This window comes from Arthrobacter sp. PGP41, from assembly GCF_002953935.1.
In the GTDB taxonomy this organism is placed as follows: Bacteria; Actinomycetota; Actinomycetes; order Actinomycetales; family Micrococcaceae; genus Arthrobacter.
This window is the reverse complement of sequence record NZ_CP026514.1, coordinates 1,067,017-1,093,519: the sequence shown is the minus strand read 5'-3', so window position 1 is coordinate 1,093,519 and position 26,503 is coordinate 1,067,017. Positions and strand designations below refer to the sequence as shown.

11 protein-coding genes and 1 pseudogene are annotated in these 26,503 nt (G+C 58.8%); 4 read left to right on the top strand and 8 right to left on the bottom strand.

Going from position 1 to position 26,503, the window contains the following annotated elements:
- Window positions 1-147 precede the first annotated feature (147 nt).
- On the bottom strand, window positions 148-1,479 hold the full coding sequence (locus tag C3B78_RS04970) for a hypothetical protein (RefSeq protein ID WP_199775337.1): 1,332 nt from the start codon (window positions 1,477-1,479) through the stop codon (window positions 148-150).
- 569 nt (window positions 1,480-2,048) lie between these two features.
- Complete coding sequence (locus C3B78_RS04965; RefSeq protein WP_158677192.1) at window positions 2,049-8,525, bottom strand: DUF3320 domain-containing protein; 6,477 nt, start codon at window positions 8,523-8,525, stop codon at window positions 2,049-2,051.
- An 873-nt stretch (window positions 8,526-9,398) separates the two neighbouring features.
- Here C3B78_RS04965 and C3B78_RS04960 point away from each other — a divergent pair.
- Together C3B78_RS04960 and C3B78_RS04955 are read left to right on the top strand one after the other, a co-directional pair.
- Window positions 9,399-9,530 carry a hypothetical protein gene (locus C3B78_RS04960; RefSeq protein ID WP_442778256.1) on the top strand — a complete coding sequence of 44 codons (132 nt, stop codon included), beginning with the start codon at window positions 9,399-9,401 and terminating at the stop codon, window positions 9,528-9,530.
- Window positions 9,527-10,102, top strand: coding sequence for a GNAT family N-acetyltransferase (locus C3B78_RS04955; RefSeq protein ID WP_324778430.1), 576 nt, complete (start codon window positions 9,527-9,529; stop codon window positions 10,100-10,102). The genes C3B78_RS04960 and C3B78_RS04955 overlap by 4 nt, the downstream gene beginning before the upstream one ends.
- A gap of 121 nt (window positions 10,103-10,223) precedes the next feature.
- Here the strand turns inward: C3B78_RS04955 and C3B78_RS04950 are convergent, their stop codons facing one another.
- Window positions 10,224-12,482 (bottom strand): DUF262 and DUF1524 domain-containing protein, encoded by a 2,259-nt coding sequence (locus C3B78_RS04950; RefSeq protein WP_104997081.1) that lies wholly within the window; start codon window positions 12,480-12,482, stop codon window positions 10,224-10,226.
- Between the two features lie 474 nt (window positions 12,483-12,956).
- Window positions 12,957-14,101, bottom strand: a pseudogene (locus C3B78_RS04945) (IS3 family transposase).
- A 619-nt stretch (window positions 14,102-14,720) separates the two neighbouring features.
- Here C3B78_RS04945 and C3B78_RS19620 point away from each other — a divergent pair.
- Window positions 14,721-15,344, top strand: a complete 624-nt coding sequence (locus C3B78_RS19620) for a DUF7255 family protein (protein WP_158677191.1) — start codon at window positions 14,721-14,723, stop codon at window positions 15,342-15,344.
- Window positions 15,345-15,361: 17 nt separating this feature from the next.
- Here the strand turns inward: C3B78_RS19620 and C3B78_RS04940 are convergent, their stop codons facing one another.
- From C3B78_RS04940 to C3B78_RS04925, 4 genes are all read right to left on the bottom strand, one after another.
- A complete protein-coding gene (locus tag C3B78_RS04940; protein WP_104997080.1) occupies window positions 15,362-17,911 on the bottom strand; it encodes a GIY-YIG nuclease family protein in 2,550 nt (849 codons plus the stop codon).
- Entirely contained in the window at window positions 17,908-19,575 is a 1,668-nt protein-coding gene (locus C3B78_RS04935; protein WP_104997079.1) for an Eco57I restriction-modification methylase domain-containing protein, read from the bottom strand. Before C3B78_RS04935 ends, C3B78_RS04940 begins: the two co-directional genes overlap by 4 nt.
- Window positions 19,568-20,188 carry an N-6 DNA methylase gene (locus C3B78_RS04930; protein ID WP_234005523.1) on the bottom strand — a complete coding sequence of 207 codons (621 nt, stop codon included), beginning with the start codon at window positions 20,186-20,188 and terminating at the stop codon, window positions 19,568-19,570. Before C3B78_RS04930 ends, C3B78_RS04935 begins: the two co-directional genes overlap by 8 nt.
- An 853-nt stretch (window positions 20,189-21,041) precedes the next feature.
- Window positions 21,042-24,161 (bottom strand): DUF3427 domain-containing protein, encoded by a 3,120-nt coding sequence (locus C3B78_RS04925; RefSeq protein WP_267895227.1) that lies wholly within the window; start codon window positions 24,159-24,161, stop codon window positions 21,042-21,044.
- Between the two features lie 173 nt (window positions 24,162-24,334).
- Between C3B78_RS04925 and C3B78_RS04920 the strand changes: the two genes are divergently transcribed.
- The gene (locus C3B78_RS04920; RefSeq protein WP_199775336.1) at window positions 24,335-26,503 is read left to right on the top strand and encodes an McrB family protein; all 2,169 of its coding nucleotides are present in this window, start codon (window positions 24,335-24,337) and stop codon (window positions 26,501-26,503) included.

Sequence of the window (26,503 nt, the reverse complement as noted above, 5' to 3'; positions counted from 1 at the left end):
CGGAACGGCCGGCCGGCCGTAACAGATCGCCGAGCCAAGTCCCCTCAAACCATTTGTAAGATCAAGAACTGGGCGATTATGACGCGCCCGCCGGCCCTCGGCATAAGGCGGTGAGCTGTGCGTTCCCAACCTCGGTAAACAGTACGCCTAGCTAAGTGGTGAGGGCTGGCGAGCAGCAGTGTCCGGGCCCTCCGCCAGGTCCGCTGCATCTTCCGCTGGATCTTCAACTAGCCTCGGCTCAAGGCCGTTCTCGGACAAGTACTTCATTGCCCTCCCAATTGTCTCGAGCTTCTTCTTCAGCTCTTTCAGTGCCTGAGAGGACTCATCGGAGAACTCGTCCAGCCGCTCATATTCGCGGCGGACTGTTATCTCATTTGAAGTTAGGATGCTCCACAACGTGTAGTCCGGTTCAAGCTTTTGCCGCTGGCGCAGTATCGCTGCCGCCAAGCGGCGCTGAATCACTGCTTCGACCGTTTCGGCTGAAGTGCCGGGGCTGGCAAGGCTGAAGGCGATGCCACCACCACCCGCACCTACCAGCGTTCCCGCAGTTAGAAGTCCACCAATCATTCCTCCAGGACCGAATCCGGCCAGGGCACTTGTGATGACTGCGGCCCCGACTACCCCAGGTGCCGCAGCCAGGGCTAGGCCGCCGGTAGCAACGACTAGTGCAACGGCACCCGCGCCGAGTGCTCCCCATTTCTTCCAATCAATCACGAGCGCTCCACTGAGCACATCTTGGGCCTCCTTGGCAGCCTCAAAAACGTGAGAACCGTACTGGCTGCCCAACCCCATCTCCGAGGTAAGCTCCCGCATTGCGCCGAGCCATTTACCGCGGTCTACATTGATGTCAAAGGGCCGGATCACATTTTCGGATGCCAGAACTGTCAACAGCGTTACCGCCTCCTCTTTAGTGAGATGACGGCTCGGCAGGGGCTCAGGGACGTTCGCATTCGAGTCGGATGCGTCGAAGGCCAGCCTTGCAACTTGAGAGGGCAGCGGCCTCCCCGCTTCCTTATTCCTTTGACGAATTTCGTCGACGACTGTGGCCTGCACCTGCCGCAACGCTCCAGCAAATCGAATACCCTGTTCGCCGTCCAGCCGTTCCTTGAGCAGATGGGCATAACGCAGTGCCACCAAGGCAGTCAGTTCAGACGCATCCAGTTGAATATCGAGACCTCGCTCCGCGAGGACGATTTCCTTGGACTTGGATCCGAAGAGCCCAAACCCCACGGCTTCGGCGACGGCATCGTGTGAAAGGTACGCTTCGGCGTCGTGCACGTGGTGGTTAAATCCAGTTCCAATTCGGAAGTCAAGCATCCAGTTGTACACCGACGACAGGCCTCTGTGGGCCGCTACTGGGTCCAGCACGTTCCAGAAATTTGCCCACCAAGCCAAGTTGGTGGGCGGCTCCTGCATATTTTCGCGCAGTTTGTCGACATTGAATCTGCCGCTCGCCAGTGGGCTGCCGATGGTGATCATGCCGACCACCTCGAGCTCTTTTGGTAACCGCTGAATCAGGTCTGCAGCAATTACTGACCCTAGGCTATGGCCAACAATTACTATCCGGCCGGCTGCGGGCAGTTTGCTGAGGAGGAGCCGCAGAACCTGTGCTCTGACGTCAGCGTCACCTAGGTACTTTCGGACTTGCGCGAAACCGGGAAGGTTCGCCGCCCCGTTAACCACTAGTTCGGCGCCACCCCAGCCGGTTCCGTGGTCATGTCTTCCTAGCCGAAACTCAAGCGCAGCTGTGCGTCGCTCAAAGTCCCGGCGATTCTGGCGGACCTTGTCCCTCGCAGGCTGCTTGACGTTGATCTTGGGAAGAGGGAAGGATTCATCACTGTCCCTGAGTGCGTGAGCATACCTGGGCGCAAGTACGCGTTCAGGGTTTATGGCCGGATACCCCAGGCGCGATAACGCCGCCTCAAGGCCAGTCAGCCAGGCACGGTCTCTGTTTCCGTCTCCGACGCCGTGCAGAAAGAGCAGTGTAGGTTCTTGGGACATGGGAACTCCGATCAAAATTTGAATGATTGCCTAAATGCCATATTCGCCTAGCTAACCAGCTGCACGAATGCTCCTCGAAGCTCAAGCCTCTTCGTGTCGACGCCATACTGCAGTCCTTCGTTCAGGCGGGCTGTCACACCTGCCGTCAAACGCTTGCCACCGAAAGTCCTGATAGTTTCTCGGTGGAGCTCGTCCACTGGGATGCCACCGGAGAGCCGCACAATGTCGACCATCGCGTTCCGAATTTCGACAACGCTGATGTGCTCAGGCTTCCTCGTGATGTCAGCCGTGTTCGGGCGGAACTGCTCCCACATCTCCCGGTCAACCGAGGCGTCCCAGATGAAACCGTCGGCGTCGCAATAGTGGAGTGATTCGTCCAAAACATCGAGTACGGAATTTGCCCTTTGCGAGTTCACCTTGTTGAGTTCAAAAGCAGCGCAGACGAGCTTGGCGAGCCGCTCCTGGTGGATAGGTCCTTCTGCTGCAATCACATCTTGGATAGCTTCGCGTACGGCTGTTACGGAGCGGCGGGAGTGAAGCGTGTCCAGTACTTCAAGGCCGCCAAAGCGCCGGACAGTCCAAGGCTGGTAGCTGGAACGGGCGGATGCGGTAACAAGCGCAACTGGCCTGGGGTTCGCTTGAACGGCCTCCAGGAGGGTGCCCTGGCCAGCCGGCGAAGTGTCCTTGCCTGCGACCAGAACGAACTCCTGCTCAGGTGCGGCGTCCTCTGCCGCCCGTCGTCCGGAGCGCGTCACCGCGGGAGTTCCGCCAGCCAAGGCATCCTGCGGTTCTGAAGCAGGAGCTGCCGCCACGTACGCTCCCTCCAGAGCAGCTTCAAGCTTGTCCAGCACCGCGTCCCGGTCGGCCAGCCACGCCGGCAACCACACGCGCTCTACTGAGGGCCATCGCATCATCCGCGTCAAAACATCCCGGGGCAGCCCGTCCCGATCGCCCGCCGTCCGGCGGGCAGCCCACGCGGGGCTGTCCAGAAGGACGGCCATCAACGGGCGGTTGGGGTTGTCCGGAACGGCAACGCTGATATCAACTTTGAAGTCGGACAGCCCCACGTCTGCTGCAACGACAAAGCCACGGTCCCGCAACGCGTCGGCTATCTCTTCCCGGTGCAGGTCAATACTGGCGGCGCGGCGCCCGTCATAAGGCAGAGCAGCGGTCCCCTGCTCGGCCAGATCGAGGTAGGACCGCAGGTGCTTGATGCCAACGGAGCTGGTTTCCTCAGAGCGCAGATCGGCCGGGTTGAAGCTGGAGAAGACTATAACTTGTCGGCGTGCACGGGTGACAGCAACGTTGAGGCGCCGTTCCCCACCAGACCGGTTCAAGGGACCAAAGTTCAGCGGCAGGTATCCCTTGTCATTCTTGCTGAACCCCGTCGAGAACAGGATGACGTCCCGCTCATCACCCTGCACGTTCTCGAGGTTCTTGACGAAAAGCCCCTCTGAATCCTCGTCCAGGGCAGCGACGATACGCGGATCCTCGGTGTCGCGCAGCAGCCCTTCGATCAGGGCACGTTGCTGCAGGTTGAAGGTCACCACACCTACGGAGGGAGTCCCTGCTGAATCAGCATCAAACCTCCGGCGAATCTCGGCCACCACCGCAGCAGCCTCCACCGGATTGGTACGAAGGACCTTGGACGGTCCCGAGCGGTTGAACTGGCCGTCCACGCGGACAAAGTTCACGCCATGCCCGCGGACACCCGCATTCGCAGCGCCATGGGACGGGCCCGGGAACGAGGAAAGCTTGCTGTCGTAGTACTGCTGGTTACTGAAAGCAATCAGCGATTCGTCCTGGCTCCGGTAGTGCCAGGACAGCCACTGCCGCGGCACCCGCGCTTCCACGCACTCGGAAAGGATCGACTCCATATCCTCCACCACGGAGATCTCGGCGTCGCCATCGCTGCCGGCGTCAGAGGAAATCTCTGCGAACGACGTGGGCGGCATTTGCTTGCTGTCACCCACCACCACCACTGACGCACCGCGGCCCATGGCACCCACCGCGTCGGCAACCCGAATCTGTGAGGCTTCATCGAACACCACGATGTCAAACAGTCCGGCCTTGGCAGGGAAGAACCGCGCTACCGAATCCGGGCTGACCAGCGTGCAGGGCATGATCCCCGTTATGAGGTCTGCGTAGTGTTCCATCAGTTTTCGGACGGACAAGCCACCTCGTTGCCTCGTGAGTTGCCGTTGCAGCTCGCCCATGCGTCCGGAGGTCGACGACGACGAGACCGTCCGGGAGCGCAGGACCCCGGCGGCAAGGTTGGTTTTGAGCAACTCGCGTACCGCTTCCGCGCGCGTGGTGAACCGCTCGATGGTCCGCTCGTGCACTGTGGGATCAAAGTCGGCCAACCCGGTAGCGATGCGCCGTTCGGCCAGCGACCCTTCAGCCAAGCCGCGTTCAAAGGCTGCCGCCGCGTCATCTGCTTCCAGCTCGCCGTCGAGGATGGCAATACGGGCATCCAGCAGCCCCGCGGCACGCAGCGGTTCGACATGACGGACCAGCTCGAACCACCGGGTCAGCGGTACCGACCCCGCCGCGTCCAGTCGGCGCGGCACGGACGTTTCCCACCACCGGGCCAGGAAGCCCCGCTCACCGGTCCACGCCCGCAGGTCGTCACTACCCACACCTTGGATCTTCAGGAATTCTTCCCAGGCATGGGAAAGCTCCCGCAACCAGCCGACAACGTTCTGGTGGACGTCGGGGGCATCTGTCAGGAACGTACGGAGCTCGCTCTGAAAGCCGGCGACGGCGGGCTCCGAAGCCGGCTGCACCGCCTGCGCGGCCCAGCGAAGCCAGGAAATACGGTGCCGCAGGTCGGCTTGTGCGTCCGGCGTCAGCGGGTTCCATTGCTGATCCGCAGGAAGCCCAGGCAAAGAGCCCCGCGTTGCCCGCAGTCCGGAGACCTCGTGCTGGACGGCCACCAGTTTCTCCAGCAGCGGCACCAGCTCCTTGTGGCGGATCTCAGCTCCAGGAACAAGCACGGAAGACAGTTCGGCGGCCACTGCCAACAACCGCTTTTTGCGTCCCCAGAACCCGGAAGCTGCGGCATGCTGTGCGCGGCCGAGGATTTCTGGCAGAGGAAGGTCCATAGCCGCCGGTGCTACCTGCTCAAGGCCCGGATGCTGGACGGACGCAAACGCCGTAACCAGTTTCTCCAGCTGTTCAGCATTAACTGACCAGTCGCTAGAGCGGACCACATCCAGTGTCACCAGCGGGACGTCCCGGTCCTGCAGCAGTGTGGCGAGCGTTGCGACGTCGGCCGGTGTCTGCGCGGCGTCCAAAACCGGCGGCAGTCCGGGCGTTGGCCGCAAGGCGTTCAGCGCCTCGTTGAGGCGAATTCCCAGAGCCAGCAGTTGCTGCTCCTGCTGCTCGCCGCCAGCGACAGAGGCAAACCGCCATGGGTGATCAGGTCCAGGCCGGACGGGGTCCGTAAACTCTGGAAGTTCCCGGAACACCTGCCGGATCGACTCGAGGGTGGAATCATTTAAGGACGCGGTCAGCTCCGGGCTGAGTGAAACCGTGGCGTGCTCAGGTTCATAGGTCAGAGCCTTGGTCCGCGCGCTGTAGAGGGACAGCTGCGCGCCATTCTCCTCATGGACGTTGTGGGCATACCGGACCAGTCCACGGCGGACCGAGGCAAGGTCGGTGGAGGCAGTCTCGAGCTGCTGCTTGTTCGCCGACAAGCTCAGCTCCAAGGCGTGTTTGATCTGTGCCCGAACCACTGCCGGCTTGCTGCCCTTGTCATGCAGATCAAGGGAGAACGGTCCCATCCCGACGTCGTCGAGCCGCTTCTGGACAACATCCAGTGCTGCCCGCTTCTCCGCGACGAACAAGACCCTTTTGCCGTCAGCAATGGCGCGGGTCAAGAGGTTGGTGATGGTCTGTGACTTTCCGGTGCCCGGAGGGCCTTCCAGGACGAACGTCTGGCCGGCGACCGCAGACGCGACTGCCTCCAACTGAGACGAGTCCGCTGGTATTGGACACTGGGCAGCCAAGGCGTCCAGGTCGACGTCGGGCGTGACGGCAACGCTGTCTGAATAGAGTTCCGTGGGGGTGCTGATCAGGTGTTTGACCAGGCTGTTGGCGGTGAATTCCTTCCAGTTCTCGTCAAGGTCTTTCCACAGGCGGAATTTGGCGAACTGCAACATGGACAGGTCCACGGTGTTTTCCACGCGAAAAGCCAGGCCCTTGGCCGAAACGGCGGTCCGGACAGCAGCGAAGGCAGCGTCCAGATCGATTCCAGATCCGTCTTCCTCAGGCTCGGCGAGGCCGGGGATGCGCAGGTCGTGAGACTGGGCCAGCTTCTCGAGGAGACAATAGTTCGGCGTGGACTGGCCGGTCTCGTCGAGTGTGACCCGGTACAGACCGTTTTTTCCTGCGGAAGTCAGTTTCACCGGGACTAGAACCAGCGGGGACCGAAGCGCCCGGCCGTCCAGCTCCCACATCAGGCTGCCAAGGGCCAGATAGAGGTTGTTGGCTCCGGTTTCCTCCAGCTGGGTCTTCGCCTTGTAGGCGAGCCCGCGCATCTTGGCGTTGTAGCCGTCTTCGCTGACCTCGGCGAACACGGCTTTTTTGGAGCTGAGCAGGTCGGCGAGTTCGTCTTGGGGAAGGTCCTTGCCGAAGCGGACGCCGCGTTCCTGGTGGATGGCGCTGATCTGGTTAGACGGAAGCAGGCTGACAGACGCGCCTTTGCTGATGAGGTCCTCGAAGGCGCCCATCCAGGCGGTGGGCACTGCGAGTGGGAACCGGGCCGTGTCAGTGAAGTTGATGAGCCTGTTCCGCAGGCTCAGGTCCAGCAGCGCGTTCTTCCATTGGACCACCCGGGGCGGGACATCGGTTGTGGTCCTGGCCGTTCCTCCGCTTGAGGCTGCCTTCTTCGGCAGCTCCGGCGCAGTCTTGGTTTCCGGGACGTACTTGACCACGGTGTAGGTTCCGGCGTCGGACATGGTGCGGGCAGGCAACGGGTAGATGCCATCGAGGCGGGCGCGCCTGATGTCAGTCACCGCGTTGATCTCGTCATTGCCGCTTTCCACATAGCGGTTCAGCGGGCTGTTGCGTAATGCGGCCGCCGAGATCGGCTGGCTGCCGGTGAGGAGCGTGGTTTCCACGAGGCCGATGAAGCCCCGCTGTACAAGGCTGACCAGCTCGGGCACGTCGTCGGAGGCCGCAGTGCTGAGGCTGCCCTCCTCCCGCCAGTAGCCGAGGAAGGCGTGGCCCTCCACCAGCCAGAGCAGAGGCCGGATGCCGCAGAATTCCAAAGCGGCAGCCAGGACCAGCGTGGTGTCGAGACACGTGCCCAAGCGGTCGTCAAGAACCTGCGCCGGCGTGCGTACCTGCTGACCTTCCAGTCCCCAGCTGGCGGGTGGCATGCTGTAGCGGATGTCGCGGTTGCTCATGGCCTGGGCGATGGCGAACACGATCTGGTCCACCCGGTCCCCGTCTTCCAGGTACCCGTCGAAGCTGCCGCTGCCCGTTGTTTGCATGAGGATGTCGGCGGCCTCGGACATGAGCTTGGCAATGCTGGGATGGTGCGGTTGCACGTACGCGGCCAGGAACTCGTAGGAGACGAGTCCCCGGCCGGCGATCCACAGCTGAGCGGGCAGGAGTGTCAGGTCCGTCTCTGCGCGGCCCAGCTCCGCTACGGCGGCATCGGCGCCCGCGTGGACGGTGACCAGCACCTTTCCCATCTGGCGGTCAGCCAGTTCATACATGGTGGCGGCCTGAACTGGAACGTTGAGGTCATCGAGCGTGATGGTTTGGCCTGCGGCAAGGTCCACATACTGCTGGAAGTCGCCGGAGATCCGGCCTGTCTGAGCGGAGGCCTCCACCCGGACTACTGCACCACGGATTTCCGCGCCATTGTTGGTGATCTTGACCTGCCTGACGAAGCGGAAGCCGTTGTGCGCCATCGCGTAGCTCAGTGAATCTGCAGTGGTCACGTCGACCACAACGTGAGGAGCGGATGCAGCCGGGCCATGGGCCGAGGGCTCACCTGGAAGGCTTTCCTCCGGGTGGTCGGACTGCGCGACGGCGGCCGGCAGACCCTGCTGGGCTTCTTCCGGTTGTTCCCGGCTGGGAGAGGACCGGTTCTGGTACTCGGTAAGAAGCGCAGCCAACTCGCTGTGAGTTTGGTCCAGCCCGATCACTTTGGCCAGCCGACCTGCGGTGTCCAGGGCACGGAAGGTATCGGCGTCATCGAAGGTCTCATTGTGGGCCCAGCGGTTCCGTGCCTGGCGCAGCTCGGAGGTGTGGCTGCGTGCCTCATGCGGGAGGTTGAAAGGGTAGCCAAGTGAGCCCATGGATTCAGTCATGATGCGCAGCTGCAGGCTGAGATCCGTGGGTGCGTAGGATTGCGCAGCGCGGCCGGCGTTCTCATCCTTGTGCTGAATGATCTTGGTCCATGCCACGCCGGGGGCTACCTCGGAGAGCACTGCTGCGATGTAGGGCTCCAGGCCAAACGCCAAGGCCTCAAGGGCCCGGCCCACATACTCGCGGTTGGACAGACTCATCACATTCCCCCATCTACGGCACCGCCATCAGTACCGTCATTCAATCAATGCAACCAATCATGGCATCCGGCGCTGACAATCCTGCCTGTCTGCTGGTTCTGGCACTGCGCAACGGTCCGAAAGACCGGTAGGTTACGGCCCGGACCAATGGAACCCGTTGTTTGCGGCTCTTTAGGCCCTCCCGGGGCTAGGCGCACGGAGAAAGAGCCGTCCGGCCGACGCAGCGAGCTTTGACTGCAGACGCCGCCGTTCAGTAGGGCCGGAAGGGGCTGCGACTAAGTGGACTTCCGGCTTAGCGTGCGGTGCACGAGGTGGGGAGTCGCTGCTGGGAATGCCCGACGGCGGCACCTCCCTGGGCGCCTCGCCTTCCGTGCGTGCGCCCCGGCAGGCTGGACATCGCGTGGTGCAGCCCCTCAGTTGTGAAAACCACAAGGAATTGGGCCTGGGCCGCCCCCTCTTGAGGGCTTAGTGTATTTCGGAACAACATTCTGGGCTCGCCGCCCTTTCCCTGAGCATGGTACTCCCCTGTACGTCACATGCCTTGGGACTGTTCGGTTCGTCATAGAGACGTCAACGTATCTACCACAATCAGGACAATCCCCGCGCGCTGGTGGATCATATACATAGCGCAGAGGTCTGCTCACCGTCGAATCGGTGGAGCGAGGGGCGGTCGCCAAAGCCATGGCGTACGTCAGACCTGAGGCAGAGCATAGCGCACCTCGGGAAGCATGACGGGCGATATATCCATCCCAAAACTGCGAGCACAACAGCTTTCCACAATAAGGGCACGGAAAGGGCGATAGAACTGGTGTCACGACGCCTCCCAAATTCCTAGGCGGCCCCCCGGCATTCCCACGGTTCAATTTCTGTTAAATGAGCATGCTACACAAAGTGGCCAATGCCGTGGGTGCGGACGCCGTGGGCGACGCGTCGTCGCAGCCGGATTTGGCACACCTGGGCCATTACGTGGAACGGACGGCTGCCGCTTCGAGCGCTTTCTCATGAGTGTTGTTTTCCGGCCGGCGGTGCCGGCGGACCTTCCGGAGGTTCGCCGCATCACCCGCGACGCCTACCTTCGGGCCGGTCACTTCGCCGCCGACCATCCGTACATGGGTGTGCTGGAGGACGTAGAGCACCGCGCCGAGCACGCGCAGGTGTGGGTGGCGGAAGCCGCCGGGACGGTAGTGGCAGCGGTGACGCTGACCTTCGCCGGCCAGCCCTACAGCGAGATCGCGACGGACGGGGAGCTGGAGTTCCGGATGCTGGCCCTTGACCCGGCGCACCAGGGCGGCGGCGTGGGCCGTGCCGTGCCGTGGTGCGCGCGATCGTGGAGCACGCCCGGCAGCTGTCGGGCATCGGAGCGATCAGCATCACCAGCGCCACGTTCATTGCGACGGGCGCATAGCCTGTATCGGTGGCTGGGCTTCCGTCGAACACCGGAGCGGGACTGGTACGTGCCGGGCCAGGACGTGCTGCAGCAGGGCCACGGGCCCCCTTGTCTTCAACGACACGAACTCATTTCCCCACTAGCCACGAAGGGCCGGCAGACTGCTTCACAGCCGCAGATCCTTACGTAACGGCGTCGTCACGTCGTGGACCGCCAGCCCGTGGACCACAGTGTAAGGGAATGAAGCGGCCACACCTGTGCGCCTATAAGCCCATGCACTACGCGACCTCAAGCACGCCAAATCAGTATGCCTACTCGTCGAAGAGCGAGGGCGGTTCGTCACCCGCAGCCTGCGCGGAAGGTGTGGGAACCAGCAACGCAGGATCCAAAGATGCTCTAAGAACATCGGCATCGACTTCCAGGGAATCAAACTCGGCACTGGCCTCAGATGAATCATCGAGTTGCTCATCAAAGGCCTGACGTATGACGCCCATTATTTTCGGAAGATCACTTGCGTTTTCCAGATACATCCGGAGATTCCCGACTCCCGGATGAACTATCGTACTAATGTCGGTACAAATGCCGTGGGGATCATCGAGAGTCCCCGCTGGCACCTTGGCCTGAACCACGAGCCGATCATTAGCAATGTAAACATCAGCGAACGGCCGTGTTGAGCTGAAGCTGATAACCTGATTCCCGATCTCTTCGGTGATAGTTGGGTCCAGGGCCAGGACTTCCTCTCGTAGGGCATGGTGAGCAACCCTCCAAACACTTTCAGCAAAATCTGGATAAAGTTGAGCCATCAAACTGACGGGTTTCGGCTTCGATTCGTTGACCAGGAACCTGCTGGCGACCTGTGGACGTAACCAAACTGACGTCGCCAACGTCGTCAGTTCCGAAGCACGTTGTCCAATCGCCGCCTCATTCCAAATCTGATGCACTCGCACAGACGCATTCAGCTTAAGAGGGCTACTGTCGAAGCCACCCTTCATGGTCTTCTTTTCGTGGAAGCTCTTATCGCTGTACTCAGAGTTGTACCCGGTGAGAGTCAGGTTGCCTAAGGTGTGCAACCATGCAGTTTGAACCTCTTTCCAAGAATCGCCGAGATCACTCCGCCATTCCTCAGAAAGATTGGGATTCTGCGGCAAAACATGTTCAATAGTGTAGTCGGTGATGCTGATAGGTTCTTTTCTGGCAAAGTTCTCCAGTTTCCGCAGCAGGTATAGCCGCCTCTTGAAGTGGTAGGAGTCATTTGTGGCAAGTTTTGAAGCGAACTCCTCATCGTCGGGAAACCGCTTATAGCTCTTCAGAAGAACAAGCCTAGCTATGAAATTCTCCAAGTATGCAGACTTGTCCAGACCCTTCATCAAGGTCGAAAAGGTCTTGTTCAAGGAGTTAGTCGCGAGACCGCATACAGCACGCCTAAAGACGTAGGCTTCAACAAGTCGAGCTGCAGTCAAAAAATCCATCTTGCTCAAACGTCCAGAAGCATAGTCACCATACAACTCAAGTAGAGTCGGGTAGGCTACATCGACCTTAAGCTCCGCTATATCACGGAAGACCGTGTGCAAGGCTTTGTCGGGCTCTGCACCTAAGGCGAGTGCACAATAGTGCTCTGCCGCCGTCCGGAAGTCTGCCATCAGGGCTTCGAGCGCGGCTTCCTCAGGCGGCTCGGGGAAGTTCAGCTGTTCATTGTAGTAAGACTTGAATGCGTCATAAATTGCATCGTTACGCGGAATACTCCCCGTCTTGATGGTCAGGAAATGTCTAACAAAGGGGTCGAAATGATCCGCGTAGGCCGCTTGACCGAATGCGAGTTCCATAGGACGCCAGTAGGTCTTGTAAAGCATCGCCTGAAGCGACGGTTTTAGGCCCATGAGGACGAAGTTCCGGATCAAGTCGGCCTGGCTAAGTTCTTTACCTGTCGAATTCATTGATTCGAAGATGAGCTGCGGGTTCTCCTGGTCCCGCGTTAGGGCAATGTCAACGACCATCAGCTTCATCAGGCCCCGACAAACAATTGCGAGATCTTGGCCGGTATCAACAAAATCGAAAAGCTGCTTTCTGAACCATTCAAAGTTCTCCGCAATACGTAGCGAGGGTTCATGAGGTGAAGGAGAATCGTCAACAATGGCCATAAGAGTATCGCGGTCAGTTTGAGTTAGCACCAATCGGTAGCGGCGAACATCTTCTTCGTCATCATTTATCAAGTAGCGTTTCGCTATTTTCGTGGCAGAAAAACCATCAAGTGGCTCCTGGACACCATCTAGTCGCTCAGCAATTGTCGAGGCTAGTGCCTTGAGAAGAAGAGTGGTTGACGTGAGTCGCTGTTGACCATCAATCACCAGCAAAGGTTCCTGCGCCGTCAGGTTGCTCTGACCTTTACTGATGTGTACAACAGAACCGATGAAGTGGACATTGACGTTGTCATTCGAACCAGCACGAACAATGTCACGCCAAAGCGTCTGGCATTCCTCTATTGTCCAGGAATAGGTCCTCTGGTAAAGAGGTATTTCAAATTGACGGGCCACTCTTAGCATTTCGAGCATTGGGGCCTCCGAAGCTTTCATGGCAACTCTCCTTTGAACGGAAGTGGTAGCGCAATGCCAACACGTAAACTGTGTTGAGTATATGCAGTCAAAGCACTTTTGCTAGCTAGCACATGCAACGGCCGAGTGCGTGCCGAAGTCCTAGACGCGATAGGACCACCCGACGTGCGGATCCGCCCCTGCGGGACCTGCTGCCAGACAGTTCCTATGCCGGCTCGGCTACCTGCTGGTGCATCCCGCGCAAATGGCGGTTCCCGTGCCGGGCGGCCAGCCTGAGACACTGCGCCGTCCGGGCCGGCGGGAGTTTTGCGAGAGCGCTAATTGGCTTGAAGTGGGCGTGCGCACCAACACTCTCAGGAGGCCCTGATCATCGGCGCCCCACTGCAAGCTGTCCTCCGCGAAGCAGTTAGTAGCCACCACAACTTGACCTGCACGATGACTCGGATCTTAACGGCTACCGCCTGGGACTGCCCCGGCTTTTGTTGACTCGGGGTCTTAGGCCGCTATGAGCGCGGTCCGGTTGATTGTTTCATATTCGATGGGTGGGAGTTTTCCCAGCCGTCTTTGCCGTCGCCGGCGGTGGTAGGTCCGCTCGATCCAAGTCGTGATGGCCAGTCGGAGTTCCTGCCTGGTGAGCCAGCGCTGACGGTCCAGGACGTTCTTCTGCAGCAGCGAGAAGAACGATTCCATCGCAGCGTTGTCCGCGCACGCACCGACCCTGCCCATCGAGCCTGTGCGGCCGTGGTGCCGGAGTGATTCGACGAAGCGGCGTGACCGGAATTGTGACGCCCGGTCGGAGTGCACCACAGTCCCTTCCGGTCGACGTGCCCGCACCGCGTTCTCGAGCGCGGCGACGGCCAGCGAGGATTTCATCCGCGAGTCCATCGAGTAGCCGACGATCCTGCCGGAATACACGTCCTTCATCGCGCAGAGGTGGAGCTTCCCCTCGGCCGCGGGGTGCTCGGTGATGTCCGTCAGCCTCAGCTCATTCGGTGCGGCTGCGGTGAAGTCCCGCTCGACCAAGTCGTCGCGAACCGGTGGACTGGGTCTGCGATTCGGGCTGCGCTTCTTAGAGAAGACCCACCTGATGCCATGGTCCCTGCACAAGCGCTGGACCCTGTTCTCACCCGCCGTGATGCCCTTCTCTGGGAGTTCGTCGGCGATGAATCGGTACCCGAACGCGGGGGTCATCGGCGTGGATGTCCAGGGCGGCGTTGACCAGGTGCGCATCGACACAGTCCCGTTCTGTCACGGGGCTGGCCCCCACCGGTAATAGCCTTGCTTGCTGAAGCCCAACACCCTGCAGGTCACCGCGACGGGAACACCGTCGGCGGCAAGATCCGTGACCAGCGGGTAGATCATTTTGGGTTGGTATCCCTCGCAAGATAGTCCGCGGCCCGGCGCAGAATCTCATTCTCCTGCTCCAACAAGCGGTTGCGCTTCTTCAGCTCCCGCATCTCGGCCGATTCCGACGCCGCTGGCACGGCCCCGGATTCCTTACGTTCCGCAATGGCAATCCAGCGCTTCAACGTCGTAACCGACAGCCCGAAATCCTTCGCAATCTGCGCCAGCGGCGCCTCACCCTTCCGGGCCACATCAATAACATCCTGGCGGAACTCCGTCCCATAAGCCGTGGGTATGGTCAACTCCTTCCACGAGCACAAGCTCGCTAGGTTAAGGAGTCAACAGAACCCGGGGCAGTCCCATCTGCGCGGGTCACATATCAAAGGGGCCCCTGCTGCGTGTCCTCAAATCCTTGGGCCGCCAGAAACCAAACCAACTCATCGCCGTGGTGGCTCGCCGGCGGAGTGACGGAACTACTGGAGCGTCCGACGGCCACCCCGCAGGTGTTTTGTCTCCGCCTGAGTGACCCGTAACCCTGTCGCCCTCCCGGTTGCTCTGCTGGAGCCGTGCAGGGCCCCTGCTCGGCCAGTCGGGGTCCGGACTGAACCACTGAACCAGCTACTAAAGGTCTACCGGAATGTCGCCAACGGGCTGCCGTAGCGACCAGGCCACCCCGGCTCCTTGTCCAGCGGCTTCCCACCGATACCGAGGTGGGGGATACTTAGGTGGGCAAATCCCAGGCAGCCCGTAGAAGGCAAAAATGCTTGCTATCTCTCGGTCGTGGTCGCCAACTCCTAGGTGACCAGTGACTGAGTCCTATGGAGGCTGACGTTGGACTCCCCCACGTCGCAGCTATACGCGGTTTAAGGTTATAGCAGAACAAGTTTCGAGACGTGTATCAAGGAGAGCTAGCGCATGGCACGGGAAGAGCAATCCAGGATTCTTGATTTAGTCGCGAACTCCACGGGGGGTGACATTAGGAGAGAATACTGCCCTGCGTGGCTTATGAGACCAGGAAAAACTGAATGCGGCCGCGCCTGGCCCCAGGTAAGCGACATTTACCACGCCCTCACCGGCCTTCAGATGCCCGAAGTGATGCCCTTGAGTGAACGTAGATCTCTGGACGGAGTTGTTACTCATCGAAATGGTGAGCATCGAATTATCGAGTACGACGAAGAGCAACATTTTAATCATTATCGAGCCCTTACGTTAGCGCACTATCCCGAATGGGCAGTAACTGCATACGATAGGAACTTGTGGGCGGATCACTGCAGGGCCAACGAGATCCTTCCAGGAGGCCGATTCGGTTCCGCCAAGCCCCCACTGTTCCCCATGGCAGGCGGGCGCCATCGTCAGCGAGCCTTTCGAGATATGCTCGCCGACCTATTGCCACCCCTGTACGATATTCAGCCCACATTGCGGATAGCCAGCTTTGAGGTTCGACCATGGCTCTATGAACCGGATGCGGAGCATAAAATGCTTCAGCTCGTGGAGCACAAGATAAAAATGTCTGATACAAAATCAAAATATGAAAAATAAGAACCGAAGAGGTACGATTAGTTCCCAGCCTCCGCATCTACAGCCACAACTGTGTCGTAGAGCCCGTAATGGCGCAAGCCCGGGTGGGATTCAATGCCGGTGTATGAGAGCGACGCATCTTCATAACGACGAAAGGCGAAAACGGCCTGGTTCATATGTGAGGCGTTGAAGACGTTGAGTGAAACGAGCAGGTTGAAATCGGCGACGGTTAGGCCAGTCACTGTCTTGAAAAGCTCTGGCTCGAGCTTTGTAATCACGTCATGCAAAGTGTTCTCACGAAAGTCTGTAAGGTACATGAATGCAGGGATACGCGTGGCGAACTTAATCAGCTTTTCTTGAATTTGCTTCCGCTTATTCTTATATTCTTTTTCCTCCTCAGAAAGAGCCCGTTTTTCCGAAGGAATGAGGGCCTCACCTTGCTCCTTTTTGGTACTCTTTACTGCCTCACTCTTATTAACTACAGTTTCGAAAATACTGCTTCCAAGAGCGCGGAAACCTTCGATGTTCATCACAGCCTCCATCGCCGCCTGGCTGGCCATGATTTTTTTTAGGGTGTCATTGTCGACATTGACTAGGACCGCCGATTCCCATTTACGTGCGAGAAGGGTGGCGGAGGTGCCAGCCAACGCGATATCGAGAATACCGCCCGCGTCAACTTGAGTCATGTGCGAGCCATCGTATGCCAGAACGGGAAGAAACTGCACCAGTTCTTCCACAGCATGCTCTGGGTTAGGGTCGTCTGGAGAAAGCCCGGCGCCGTAGTCTGCGATCTGACGTAGTGCACGGGTGGGAGCGAAATCGAAGACGAAACACACGGGCTTAAGGATTGCTTCCGCGCTGGGGTTGTCGCCGTTAGGATTCTTGATCGACCATGGGGACTGCACGCGGAAAGCGGCCTGAAAATAGGTCTCCGGAGACTTTAAGTTCCGGAGCATCAGGATGGAAGACCATTGAGGCACAGTTACTCCTGTGGTCAGCTTACCCACAGTCAATGTAATCGTCTTTGAATCGAACCCATTTCCGATAGCGTTCTTTACCGGCGGGAGAGCATCCAAACCGATACCAGCGCCAGCTCCAGCAACCGAAAGAACTTTATAGTCATGCCACCACGAGTTTTGCGGCTCTCCTAGCAGGTTTGCCATCGCCTCGCACGCTGCAACTTTCGGCAAAAACCACAAAGAATGTTGTAGATAAGGAAGAAGCCTCACGTCGGAATAGGGGAATGGCGGACGCGTGCCTGCTTTCAGCGCCTCGACTTGTGTGGGCATATATGCACCGCGAACTATGTCGAGCCATTTCTGAACGTCATCCTTGTGTGAGAACTGGGCGTTGACACCCGAGCCACTGGCTTCAAAAAAGGCGTTCAAGTCAAACTCGTCAAACTCCCCATGGCTGGCGACAGCAACCAGCTCGTCCGGCATTTGATACGTGAAAAGTCGCATTTCTGGGAGGGTCGCGTACGGGTTCCATTGACCTGGGTGATTATCCGCGAATTCTTTCTTCGCCCGCTGCTCGTCGGTGTAGGTCCAGTTAAATATCTGTTCTTCGATAAATTCTCCTGTTGCTAGAGCCTTGAATGGAGTACCGGATAGGTAAAGATAAGCCTTCGTAGTAATCGGAAGGAACGCATCTTCGTCATTGCCAAGCTCGTCGAGTTCCTCGTCGAAGGCGGCAAGATCCTCACCATATTCGAGGGCAAGCTCCTTTTTAGCAACCGCGGCGTCCTCCCCTTCGAACAACTCCTTTGCGCTGTCACGCCAAGCCCCATAGTGGTATTCGTCGAAAACGACTAGGTCCCAATTGCTTGCGTGTAACCACTCATTTTTGGCTTTGATGTTGCCAAATTTGTCCCGCCCAAGCAGATCTTGAAATGAGGCAAAGTAGACGAGGGGGAAGGTTGGATCTGCAGACGAGGGGTCAGCGCCTGCCGCAGTAGAAAGATATTGCCACCCGTCGAAGTCTGCATGCGATTCGAGATCAGTCTGCCAAGCATCCTCTACAGCTGGCTTGAATGTGACGACGAGTAACCTCTTTGCGTCGAGGGTGCGAGCAAGCTGATAAGTTGCGAAGGTTTTGCCGAAGCGCATTTTCGCATTCCACAAGAACCGTGGAACAGCTTTCTCGTCCTCGGACCAAATCGACATAAAGTATTTGTAAGTCTTTTCAACCGCCAGCGCTTGTTCTGGTCGCATACAGAACGTTTCATGGTGGGTTCCGCGAAGTTTCTGTCCCGTCCTTAGCTCGGTGATTACGGTTTGCACATCCGCGACTGTGCACTCCATCCATTCCAACGTGGGGTTTGCGAAACCTTTAGCTGCTAACCGACTGCGAACATCAAAGTCACGGAACACCGTACCGTCGTATCGTTCGGCGGATTCGTCCAGCTCGATCGTGAAATTTGTGATGGCTGCTGTTTGCAGTTGCTGGGAGATGCGGGTTCGAATATCCTGCGTCGTTTGACCAATTTTTAGCCAGCCCGTGTGAGCCTCATCCTGTATCGAGTATGCGTAGATACGGAGGCGGGCAGCAGGTTTGGGGGGGAGAAGTATGTCTACAGGCTTGGTCATTTGTAGTCACCCGCCCAACTAACAGGCTTCACGAAACGTCCCATGAATGCGCGATCATCTTCTGTCAACCCGTATTTCGCAGCCAAATCATCGTCCGACCACGACTTTGAAAAGTCCTGCAGCGGCACGAAAGCGTATACATTGCGGGTCACGTGCTGTGAGACCCTGAGGAGCGAAAGCATGAAGCGGAAGAACTGGGTACCCATATAGGTAGCGGCATTGCGAGACGTTTCCGTGTCCTTGAAAGGGCCAATAGCGAGATAAGTCTCAGTAGCTACATCTCCTGCCTCGGCGAGAAGGGGCTTCGATAGAACCAGGTGGGGATAATCATCATTACCAGGACTTGCATACGGAACGAATAATTTGCACTTATCGATTAGATCTGTACCGCTTTTAATCTGGTCTCGAGGAATATAACAAATGCCGCCATTTCGATAAACGCGTAGATCGTTGCCGATTTGCGTCAACCGACCATTAAATGTTGTGTCCAAGCCGAAGGGTTTACGCGAACTAACCAACTCGCTGAATCGCTTTTTTGCAGGTAGTACGAGCTCATTTTCTCCCCCACCCTCAACGGCCACAACTTTTTTCAAAATCGCTACGCCTTCATTATAACGGATAAAAGTATCCAGGCCTGGTTCAAGGAGCGGTCGCTTCGCAGCTGAAGTAATTTCACCTTTTTCATGGGTGTAGACTGTAACATCGCCGGCATAGTCACGATCCCAGAGAAAATAGCAGATTCCTCCCCGGTTGTTCACGCCTGGAAAGACATCGGATGTATCGGGGAAATCGTGGAGTACTCGTATCCGGCTATCGGAAAGCATTGACGAACGAAATTCGCTCAATCCCTTACCACCGGCATACCAACGAGCCGGGATGACTAAGGTGAGCATTCGTGGGTCCAAGGCCTTAGCCTGCTCCACGAAGCGCTGATAGATCGGCGCCGCGCTTGATCCAAATCCTCCGTCATTCAACTGATAGGGGGGATTGCCGATAATTACGTCAAATTGCATATCGTCTCCAAAAAGCTCGGCAATGCGGGCCTTGATGTCGTCGGTGTGAATGAAGGCGTAGGCATGTGTTTCAAGCTGTTCGCTTCGTGCGTACTCGGCTTCAGCGGCACCGCAGTATTTACACCTGCGGTTGGCATAGGTGATCAGATCCCCGTCAGAGAGCGGGTCCGCCAGGAACGTCTTGGTGCCGCCAATCCACGCATGCTCGGTCCGCTCGAACCAGATGTTTCCTTCTTCCGTCTCGAATGTTGCCGCAATTGAGTGCGGCCCGTTGGCAAACTTGGAGCAGTAAAGGCTGCGTCGAGCAAGCAGACTGGTCAACTCGGTGATTCCAATTCCGTAGACCTGTTTAGTCAAGATATGATCCACACGATCGTCGAGATTAGGGATGAAACCGCTCAGCCCGGCGGTTAGCCGCGTTACTATCTCCCGCAGGAAAACCCCTGACTTCGTGAACGGATCGAGAAACTTTACGTTTGGATCCTCCCAAATGACGGCGCCCTCATGGGCTTCCGACCATGACTGTTCCAGCGCATCGAGCATCTGGTTCGCAAACTCGGGCGGAGTGAACACCTCATCATTTGACAGGTTTGCAATGCAGGTAAGCACATCGGGGTTATGAGTACGAAGGGCGAAGGTAGCCTTACTCACTTGCGATCTCCTGGACGGTCATTTGCGGGTAGGTCCGCGTGGGGGTGAATATATCACCCTCTTCGAGATGTTCCCACAAAGTGCCTTCGAACGACGCCCTCTGGGTAAGGTTGTCATAATCGAAGTCACGCCTCTGGTACTTTCCTTTTCCCAGATATCCCCACTCGGGGAAAGTTATAGCACCTCCTCCATAAGCGGTCATCGTCAGGGCGTCACCCTGGATGATGTTGGCCGCCAACACTTTTCGTGTCGCACGAGACCACCGCCCGTCTTCATCAAGGCCGATGAAGTTCATGAAAGCGTCGTGCAGATTCCTGCGGCATTCTTCGGCGTTATCGGGGAGCATCTCTATCCCGTAGATGCACATTAGTGCAAAAAGCCCGTAGTGTCGTTTCTCAAACTGACTTCTGCCGTGTCTTGTGTCAACGGTTCTCAACTTGCGGCGAAGTACGGCCACTAAGAAGTTACCCGAGCCACAAGCTGGCTCAAGGAACCGCGAATCGATACGCTCCGACTCGGCCTTCACAAGGTCAAGCATGTCCTCGACTGCCCAAGCGGGTGTGAAGACTTCCCCATGGTCGGCTACACGCTGCTTCGACTTGGTAAGTTTCACTGCCCCGGTCCATCCAACGTTATTTCTCCACTTCCACGGCCACATTTCAATGAACGCATCTCGAATAAATTTGGCCCCTCGTCAATTTGCTTCAGGGTTCCCCGGAGCACATGACATCTTTCCGGCCTAACGTTTCTGTCAAACGTCTTTGCTGTGACGCAGCGCGTGCCGGGACCATCCTTGCTGCCGAGGCAGAAACTGCCCAGTGGGACTCAAGTGCGTTCAACTCCATTCGACCGCCTCCCAGCCACAGACGCTATGCCTCGAGGTGTCGATACGGCGACTCCAGTCTAGTTCCTATAATTTGTCCCAAGAACCCGATGGGACGCTGACCTTCGGCGCAAGCGCGCCGTCTCCCAATGTGGCTATCAACGGTCTCGAATCGCGGCATCTCAGGCCATGTTGACGATCGCGTGCCTCGAATCGGCGAATATGGCAGCCTAACGACGCTTTCCAGTTCCTGGTGGTGAGGACGGCACAGCACGAACACTGGTTGTACCGAATTCAGGTAAGCCGTAGTTCGGCCTGAACGGACGTCTGATGCGAAGCCGTTCCGCCTCTCGGCCCTCCCCAGAGCACTTGGGTCCGGTCTTCCATCTGTGGGCCGGCATTTTCGTTGAGCCGGAGAAGAGCTGTCTTTCTTGGCGGCAGACAGGGCAGCGGCCCATCCTGATCGGTCTATCTGGTTCGGGTTCCTCGACCACAGATTGCATTTCTGCGGCGACCGCCGAAAACGAGCCTCCGGACGCCGAGCAGAAGCGACCTCGGGGGCTTGCGTGGTTGGGGATGCTGACCTTCCCGACCACGATGGCGAGGGGCTTCGCGCACATGGGGCAAACTTCGGTTGCTGAGCTCATAGCGCCACCGCAGCAGCCGTCACGTACACATCTGCGGGCATCGCTCGATGAAGCTTCCAGGTAATGGCTATCGGCCTCTCCCCCGCGTGCTGAACGTAGTCCACCTGCCCCAGGCAGGTATACGGAACTGTCAGCCCGGTCTCGTCGTCCGCTGTGTCCCTCGTGAAGATCAGAACCTTCGAACCGTGCGAGGCCCGGTCAAGGTAACGCCGTCCCGTCGGGCTCGTAGGCGATGTCGCATTCTGCGACTCCCAGTGAAAGAGCTCGGGGCTGATCGCGTAGTCCTTGTACATCGTGGTCGCCGAGTGCTTCTTGTCGTCCTTGTTGAGGGTGACAAAGAAGGCGTCGGTAGACGTTGCCGGACACCATGCGACGCCTTCCCGGTGCTGGACGTTCTTGCCTTGTTCCAGCGAGCCGTACTGCAGAGCCGCAAGAACCTCCTCGCGCCGGTACGTGGCATGTGAAAGCAGAGGGATGTGCTGCAACCCAGCGCCAAGACTCTTCGCTGCATGTTTGGATGCCGTCACTCCCAGCTTGATCACCTGCCGGATCTCGCGGCACACAAACTGGTAGCCGCGCAGGTGGTCCAGGCCGTCGTCGTACGTCTTGAATCCTCCGCCGTCATCCCACAACGTGTAGAACAGCATGCGTGCAAAAGCCTGCTCGCGCATGCCAAGGTCCGCGTAGCGGGGCGCGTCGGGAGCAACGAGCATCGAATAGGCAGCGGCCCGTTCCGGATCGTCCACGTGAATCAATGCGGCCATGCGGCCCAGCAGCTTCTTTTCCTCCGCGTCCGACAGCTCCTCGAGCTTCCCGCGCAACACGGTCTCCAGGGGTGAAAGCCCCTCGATCAGTCCCGCCTGGCGGAGGTAAGCGGTCCACGAGTCCCTGGTGGACCGGTAGATCGTCTTCACCTCGTTCCCGGACCGCTCCAGGTAGGCCTCCAGCTCGGTCTCGGCGTACGACGCAATGTTCCGGACCAGCTGCGCCCGGTTGAACCGCAGCTGCGCCTTGATGTTGTCCAGCACCACCTTCTGCGCCACCCGGTCCAGCACGATCTGCGAGCCCGACGGCAGGTACGGGAACTCGTCCTCGACAGCCTTCTCCAGCTCCTTGCGCCCGTAGCCGGTCAGCGCGCGGTAGCGCAGGTCAAAGCGGAACTCACGGCGCTGCTGGCCGATGAAGTCCAGGACCGTCAGCACCGCTTTGCCCTCCGCACGGCGCAGTCCGCGTCCCAGCTGCTGCAGGAAGACGGTGGCGCTCTGCGTGGGCCGGAGCAGCAGGATGGTGTCCACCTGCGGCAGGTCCAGTCCTTCATTGAAAAGGTCGACGGCGAAGATGCAGTTGATGTCCCGCTTACCCAGGCGCCGCAGGGCTTCCTCGCGGTCAGCATTGTCAGTGGTGCCGTCGACGGCGACCGAGGCAATGCCGGCACGGTTGAACACCTCAGCCATGTAGTGGGCGTGCTGGACCGAGACGCAGAAGCCGATGGCCCGCATCTGGTCGGTGCTGGTGGCTTTGTCCCTGAGTTCGCGGATTATCTTGGCGGCGCGGGCGTCGTTGCCGGTGTACAGGGCGCTCAGCTGGGTGGTGTCATAGTTGCCGCGCTTCCACTCCAACTGGCTCAGGTCGACGTCATCAGAGACGCCGAAGTAGTGAAACGGGACCAGCAGGTCAGCGTCCAGAGCGTCCCAGAGCCTAAGCTCACTGGCTGTCCGGCCATCGAAGAACTGCTTGGCGACGTCGACGCCGTCGCCCCGTTCCGGAGTCGCCGTGAGTCCGAGAAGCTGCTGCGGTTTCAGATGGTCCAGCAGGCGGCGGTACGTGGGCGCCATGGCATGGTGGAACTCATCGATGACGACGACGTCGAAGAAGTCAGGCTCCAGCTGCTCGACGCCGAGGGAAGACAGCGACTGGACCGACGCGAAGATGTGCTTCCACTCTTTCGGCTTGTGGTCCCCCACGTAGAGTTCACCGAAGGCGCCGTCCTGCATGACGTCGCGGTAGGTGCGCATTGCCTGCTTGAGAATCTCCTGTCGATGCGCCACGAAGAGCAGCTTTAGGTCGCGGCCGGCAGCCGCGCGGAGGCCTTTGTAGTCCAGGGCTGCGATTACCGTTTTGCCGGTGCCGGTAGCTGCGACCAGGAGATTGTGGTTGTAGCCTTTGTGACGCTCCGCTTCCAGGTCCTCCAGCATCTCCTCCTGATGCAAGAACGGGTGAACCTCAAGCCCAGTGGGTGCATCCGGGACCGCTGTGCGGCGGCCGCCGTTGCGTTCCAACGCAGCGTCCAGCCTTTCGCCGTCGCGTTCTGGATCATAACTTTGGAACGCACGCTGTTCCCAGTAGCTGTCGAACGTGACCTCGAACTTTTGCAGGAGGGCGGGCGTGGCTACGGAGCTGAGGCGGACGTTCCATTCAAGCCCGTCCAGTAGTGCGGCTTGACTTAGGTTGGAGCTGCCGACGTAAGCGGTGTGGAAGCCTGAGTTGCGGCGGAACAGCCACGCCTTCGCATGAAGCCGGGTGGAGTGGGTTTCGTAGCTGATCTTGACCTCGGCTCCGTACCGGTTGACGAGTTCGTCGATGGCCCGGCGTTCAGTTGCGCCCATGTACGTGGTGGTGATGACGCGAAGTTTCACGCCCCGATCCCTAAGCTGCTCAAGTGCCGGCTCGAGAAGTCTGATGCCGGTCCAGCGGACGAAGGCGCAGAGGAGGTCGACGCTGTCCGCCGATTCGATTTCTGCGCGCAGTTCTGCTGCCAGGTTGGGGTCCTCGTTGCTGTTGGTCAGGAGCGCGGAGTCGCTAAGTCTTGTTGTGGGGCGACGGAGCTGGCGGCGCTTGAGCGTATCCGGGCGGTGGAGGGACTGCAGCACTGTTGGGCCGTTTGCTATGCGGCCCTTCTGCTGCAACGTTTCGAGCAACCGGTTGGCCAGGGCAACTCTGTCTACAGGGCGTGCGGCAGCGAGAGCGTCGCGAACGGCGTCGGCGACATGACGGGAGAGGATATCAGGGACGTCATCGTCTTCTACGTCCGCAAACATGGGCTCAAGTTCTGCATTGCGGCCCAATCGCTGGCCAAGCACGTCCGTATTCAGTAGTTCGTATAAACCTGCGGGCAGCTGCTGCGCCGACCCTCCCCCAATGGAATTAGTCACTGCGCCAGGTTAGCGTGCAAAACCGCAATCACTGCGAAAGATCATTCAAGCGTCATGCACTCAAGATTGCCCTGGGTGGTGGTCTAATGATCATTGGCCGCATCGGGCCGTTACATGAACACAGGAGTTCCCGAGGCATGTTGTCAGAAGAGGTAAATACCCCGAAACAGAACTGGTTCGTCGGAGCGTTTTTCTCGGATCGGGACCCCCAGGACCAAACCGCCCGGTTTCTGGCCGAAGGAGTCTGGGAGAACGGCTTTGAGGACCGTCACCTCGACGTCGTAAAATCCATGCGGCCCGGTGACCGCATCGCGATAAAGGCGAGCTACGTGCGGAAGCACGGCGTCCCTTTCGACACTCGCGGCCACCTTGTCTCAACCATGGCCATCAAGGCAACGGGACGTGTCACACGTAACCACGGCGATGGCCGCAGAGTCGACGTCGACTGGAACCCGCTGGAGCAGCCCCGCGAATGGTACTTCTACACGGGACGGGCAACGATCTGGAAGGTGGCTACCGGGAGCTGGATGAGCGAAGCGCTGATCCGCTTCGCCTTTGACAATGAGCAGCAGGACATCAGCAGGTTCCGCAACGATGCGGCCTGGTCCAAACGGTTCGGCGATGAGGACCCGAGTCCCGAAGAGGACTTCCAGTGGACGCCGTTTTATGAAGAGTTGGCCACTGCGTTGCTTTCGTACAAGGATCGTCGGGGCGAGCTCCTGGCAGCTCTTCAGAACCTACAGACGCGTCACGAGAATCTTAACTATCTGACGGACAAGGATGAGAACGGCGTTTCCATGCCGCTTGACGATATCTGCCCGTTCACTGTCTTCGGGTCCTTCAATCGCGGAATTACCCATGCGAAACGAACGGCTTTGGCCGGAGACTGGGCCAAGGCCTTGGGCCTGTCGACGCCTCCGCCTACTGCTTTCGATGCAATCCCACTGCTGAACAACCAGAACTCGTGGTTCTTTTCCTACAAGCCTGAAAGGGCGTCCGGCGACATCGATGCGCTGTGGGACGCCTTTGAGGCAGCGCTCTCCCTGGCCAGCTCCTCTGAGGATCAGGCGCGAATAAGGTTTGCCGAAGCTTATGACCGTGCCCGGGGTATTCGTGGTGTCGGCGGAAAACTGAGTATGGGCCTATTTTGGATCCGCCCTTGGAACTTCTTGCCGCTCGACGGTCAGTCGCGAAGATACCTAAAGACTGCTCTGATGCTGGACGGCAACTTGTTCCAGGCGGACGGCAGCCGGTACCTGGACATATTGGACACTTTGGTAGCCAAGTTCGATGATCCTGAATATCCAGTGCACTCCTTCCCGGAGCTCTCGTGGACCGCATTCCTGGACCCGGCCGGGCGGAGTGACGAGGCGGACGGAGATCCGGTGGAGTTGGCACCGCCGTCCCCAACAAAGCCTTACTCGGTCGCCGACATTGTCCTCGACGGTTGCTTCGTGTCGGAATCCGAGCTGACGGAGATCCTGGCGCGTTGGCGGTCGAAGAAGAACATCATCCTTCAAGGCCCTCCCGGCACGGGCAAGACCTGGCTCGCGCGACGACTGGCATACGCATTGATCGGCAGTAAAGACCTGAAGTCGGCTATCCGGGCCGTGCAGTTCCATCCGAACATGTCGTACGAAGACTTCGTACGAGGGTGGCGTCCAGGCTCTGACGGCAAGTTGACCTTGGTGAATGGGCCTTTCCTCGAGATGGTTGAGCGCGCAAACGCAGTTCCCGAGGTGCCTCACGTCGTTCTCATAGAAGAAATAAACCGCGGAAACCCCGTCCAGGTTTTCGGTGAGCTGCTTACGCTCATCGAGGCCGGGAAGCGCTCTCCCCGGGAAGCTCTCCATCTTGCTTATCCGCGTGCATCAGACGAGACGGTCCATGTCCCGAGCAATCTCCATATCATTGGCACGATGAATCTCGCAGATCGTTCCCTTGCCATCATGGATTTGGCGTTCCGCCGTCGGTTTGGGTTCGTTTCGCTCGCACCTGCCTTGAACGACAGCTGGTTGCAGTGGATGAAGGCCAAACACAACGTGGAAGTAGCACACCTCGAGACCGTCCGCCGCCGCTTTGACGCTTTGAACGCATCCATCCGGGACGATTCGACGCTGGGAGCAGAGTTTATGCTCGGCCACAGCTTCGTGACGCCACCGGCAGAGGAGCGTGTGGATTCATACGTGAGCTGGTTCCGAGCCGTAGTAACAACAGAAATTGCTCCGACGCTCAAGGAGTATTGGTTTGAAGATCCCTCGTCAGCGGAGGCAGAAGTGTCAAAGCTCGTCGAGGGACTGAATTAG

Coding starts and splice junctions, on each gene's coding strand:
- C3B78_RS04970 (WP_199775337.1), bottom strand. CDS start 1,479: ATGATCACCATCGGCAGCCCACTGGCGAGCGGCAGATTCAATGTCGAC.
- C3B78_RS04965 (WP_158677192.1), bottom strand. CDS start 8,525: ATGAGTCTGTCCAACCGCGAGTATGTGGGCCGGGCCCTTGAGGCCTTG.
- C3B78_RS04960 (WP_442778256.1), top strand. CDS start 9,399: ATGAGCATGCTACACAAAGTGGCCAATGCCGTGGGTGCGGACGCCGTG.
- C3B78_RS04955 (WP_324778430.1), top strand. CDS start 9,527: ATGAGTGTTGTTTTCCGGCCGGCGGTGCCGGCGGACCTTCCGGAGGTT.
- C3B78_RS04950 (WP_104997081.1), bottom strand. CDS start 12,482: ATGAAAGCTTCGGAGGCCCCAATGCTCGAAATGCTAAGAGTGGCCCGT.
- C3B78_RS19620 (WP_158677191.1), top strand. CDS start 14,721: ATGGCACGGGAAGAGCAATCCAGGATTCTTGATTTAGTCGCGAACTCC.
- C3B78_RS04940 (WP_104997080.1), bottom strand. CDS start 17,911: ATGACCAAGCCTGTAGACATACTTCTCCCCCCCAAACCTGCTGCCCGC.
- C3B78_RS04920 (WP_199775336.1), top strand. CDS start 24,335: ATGTTGTCAGAAGAGGTAAATACCCCGAAACAGAACTGGTTCGTCGGA.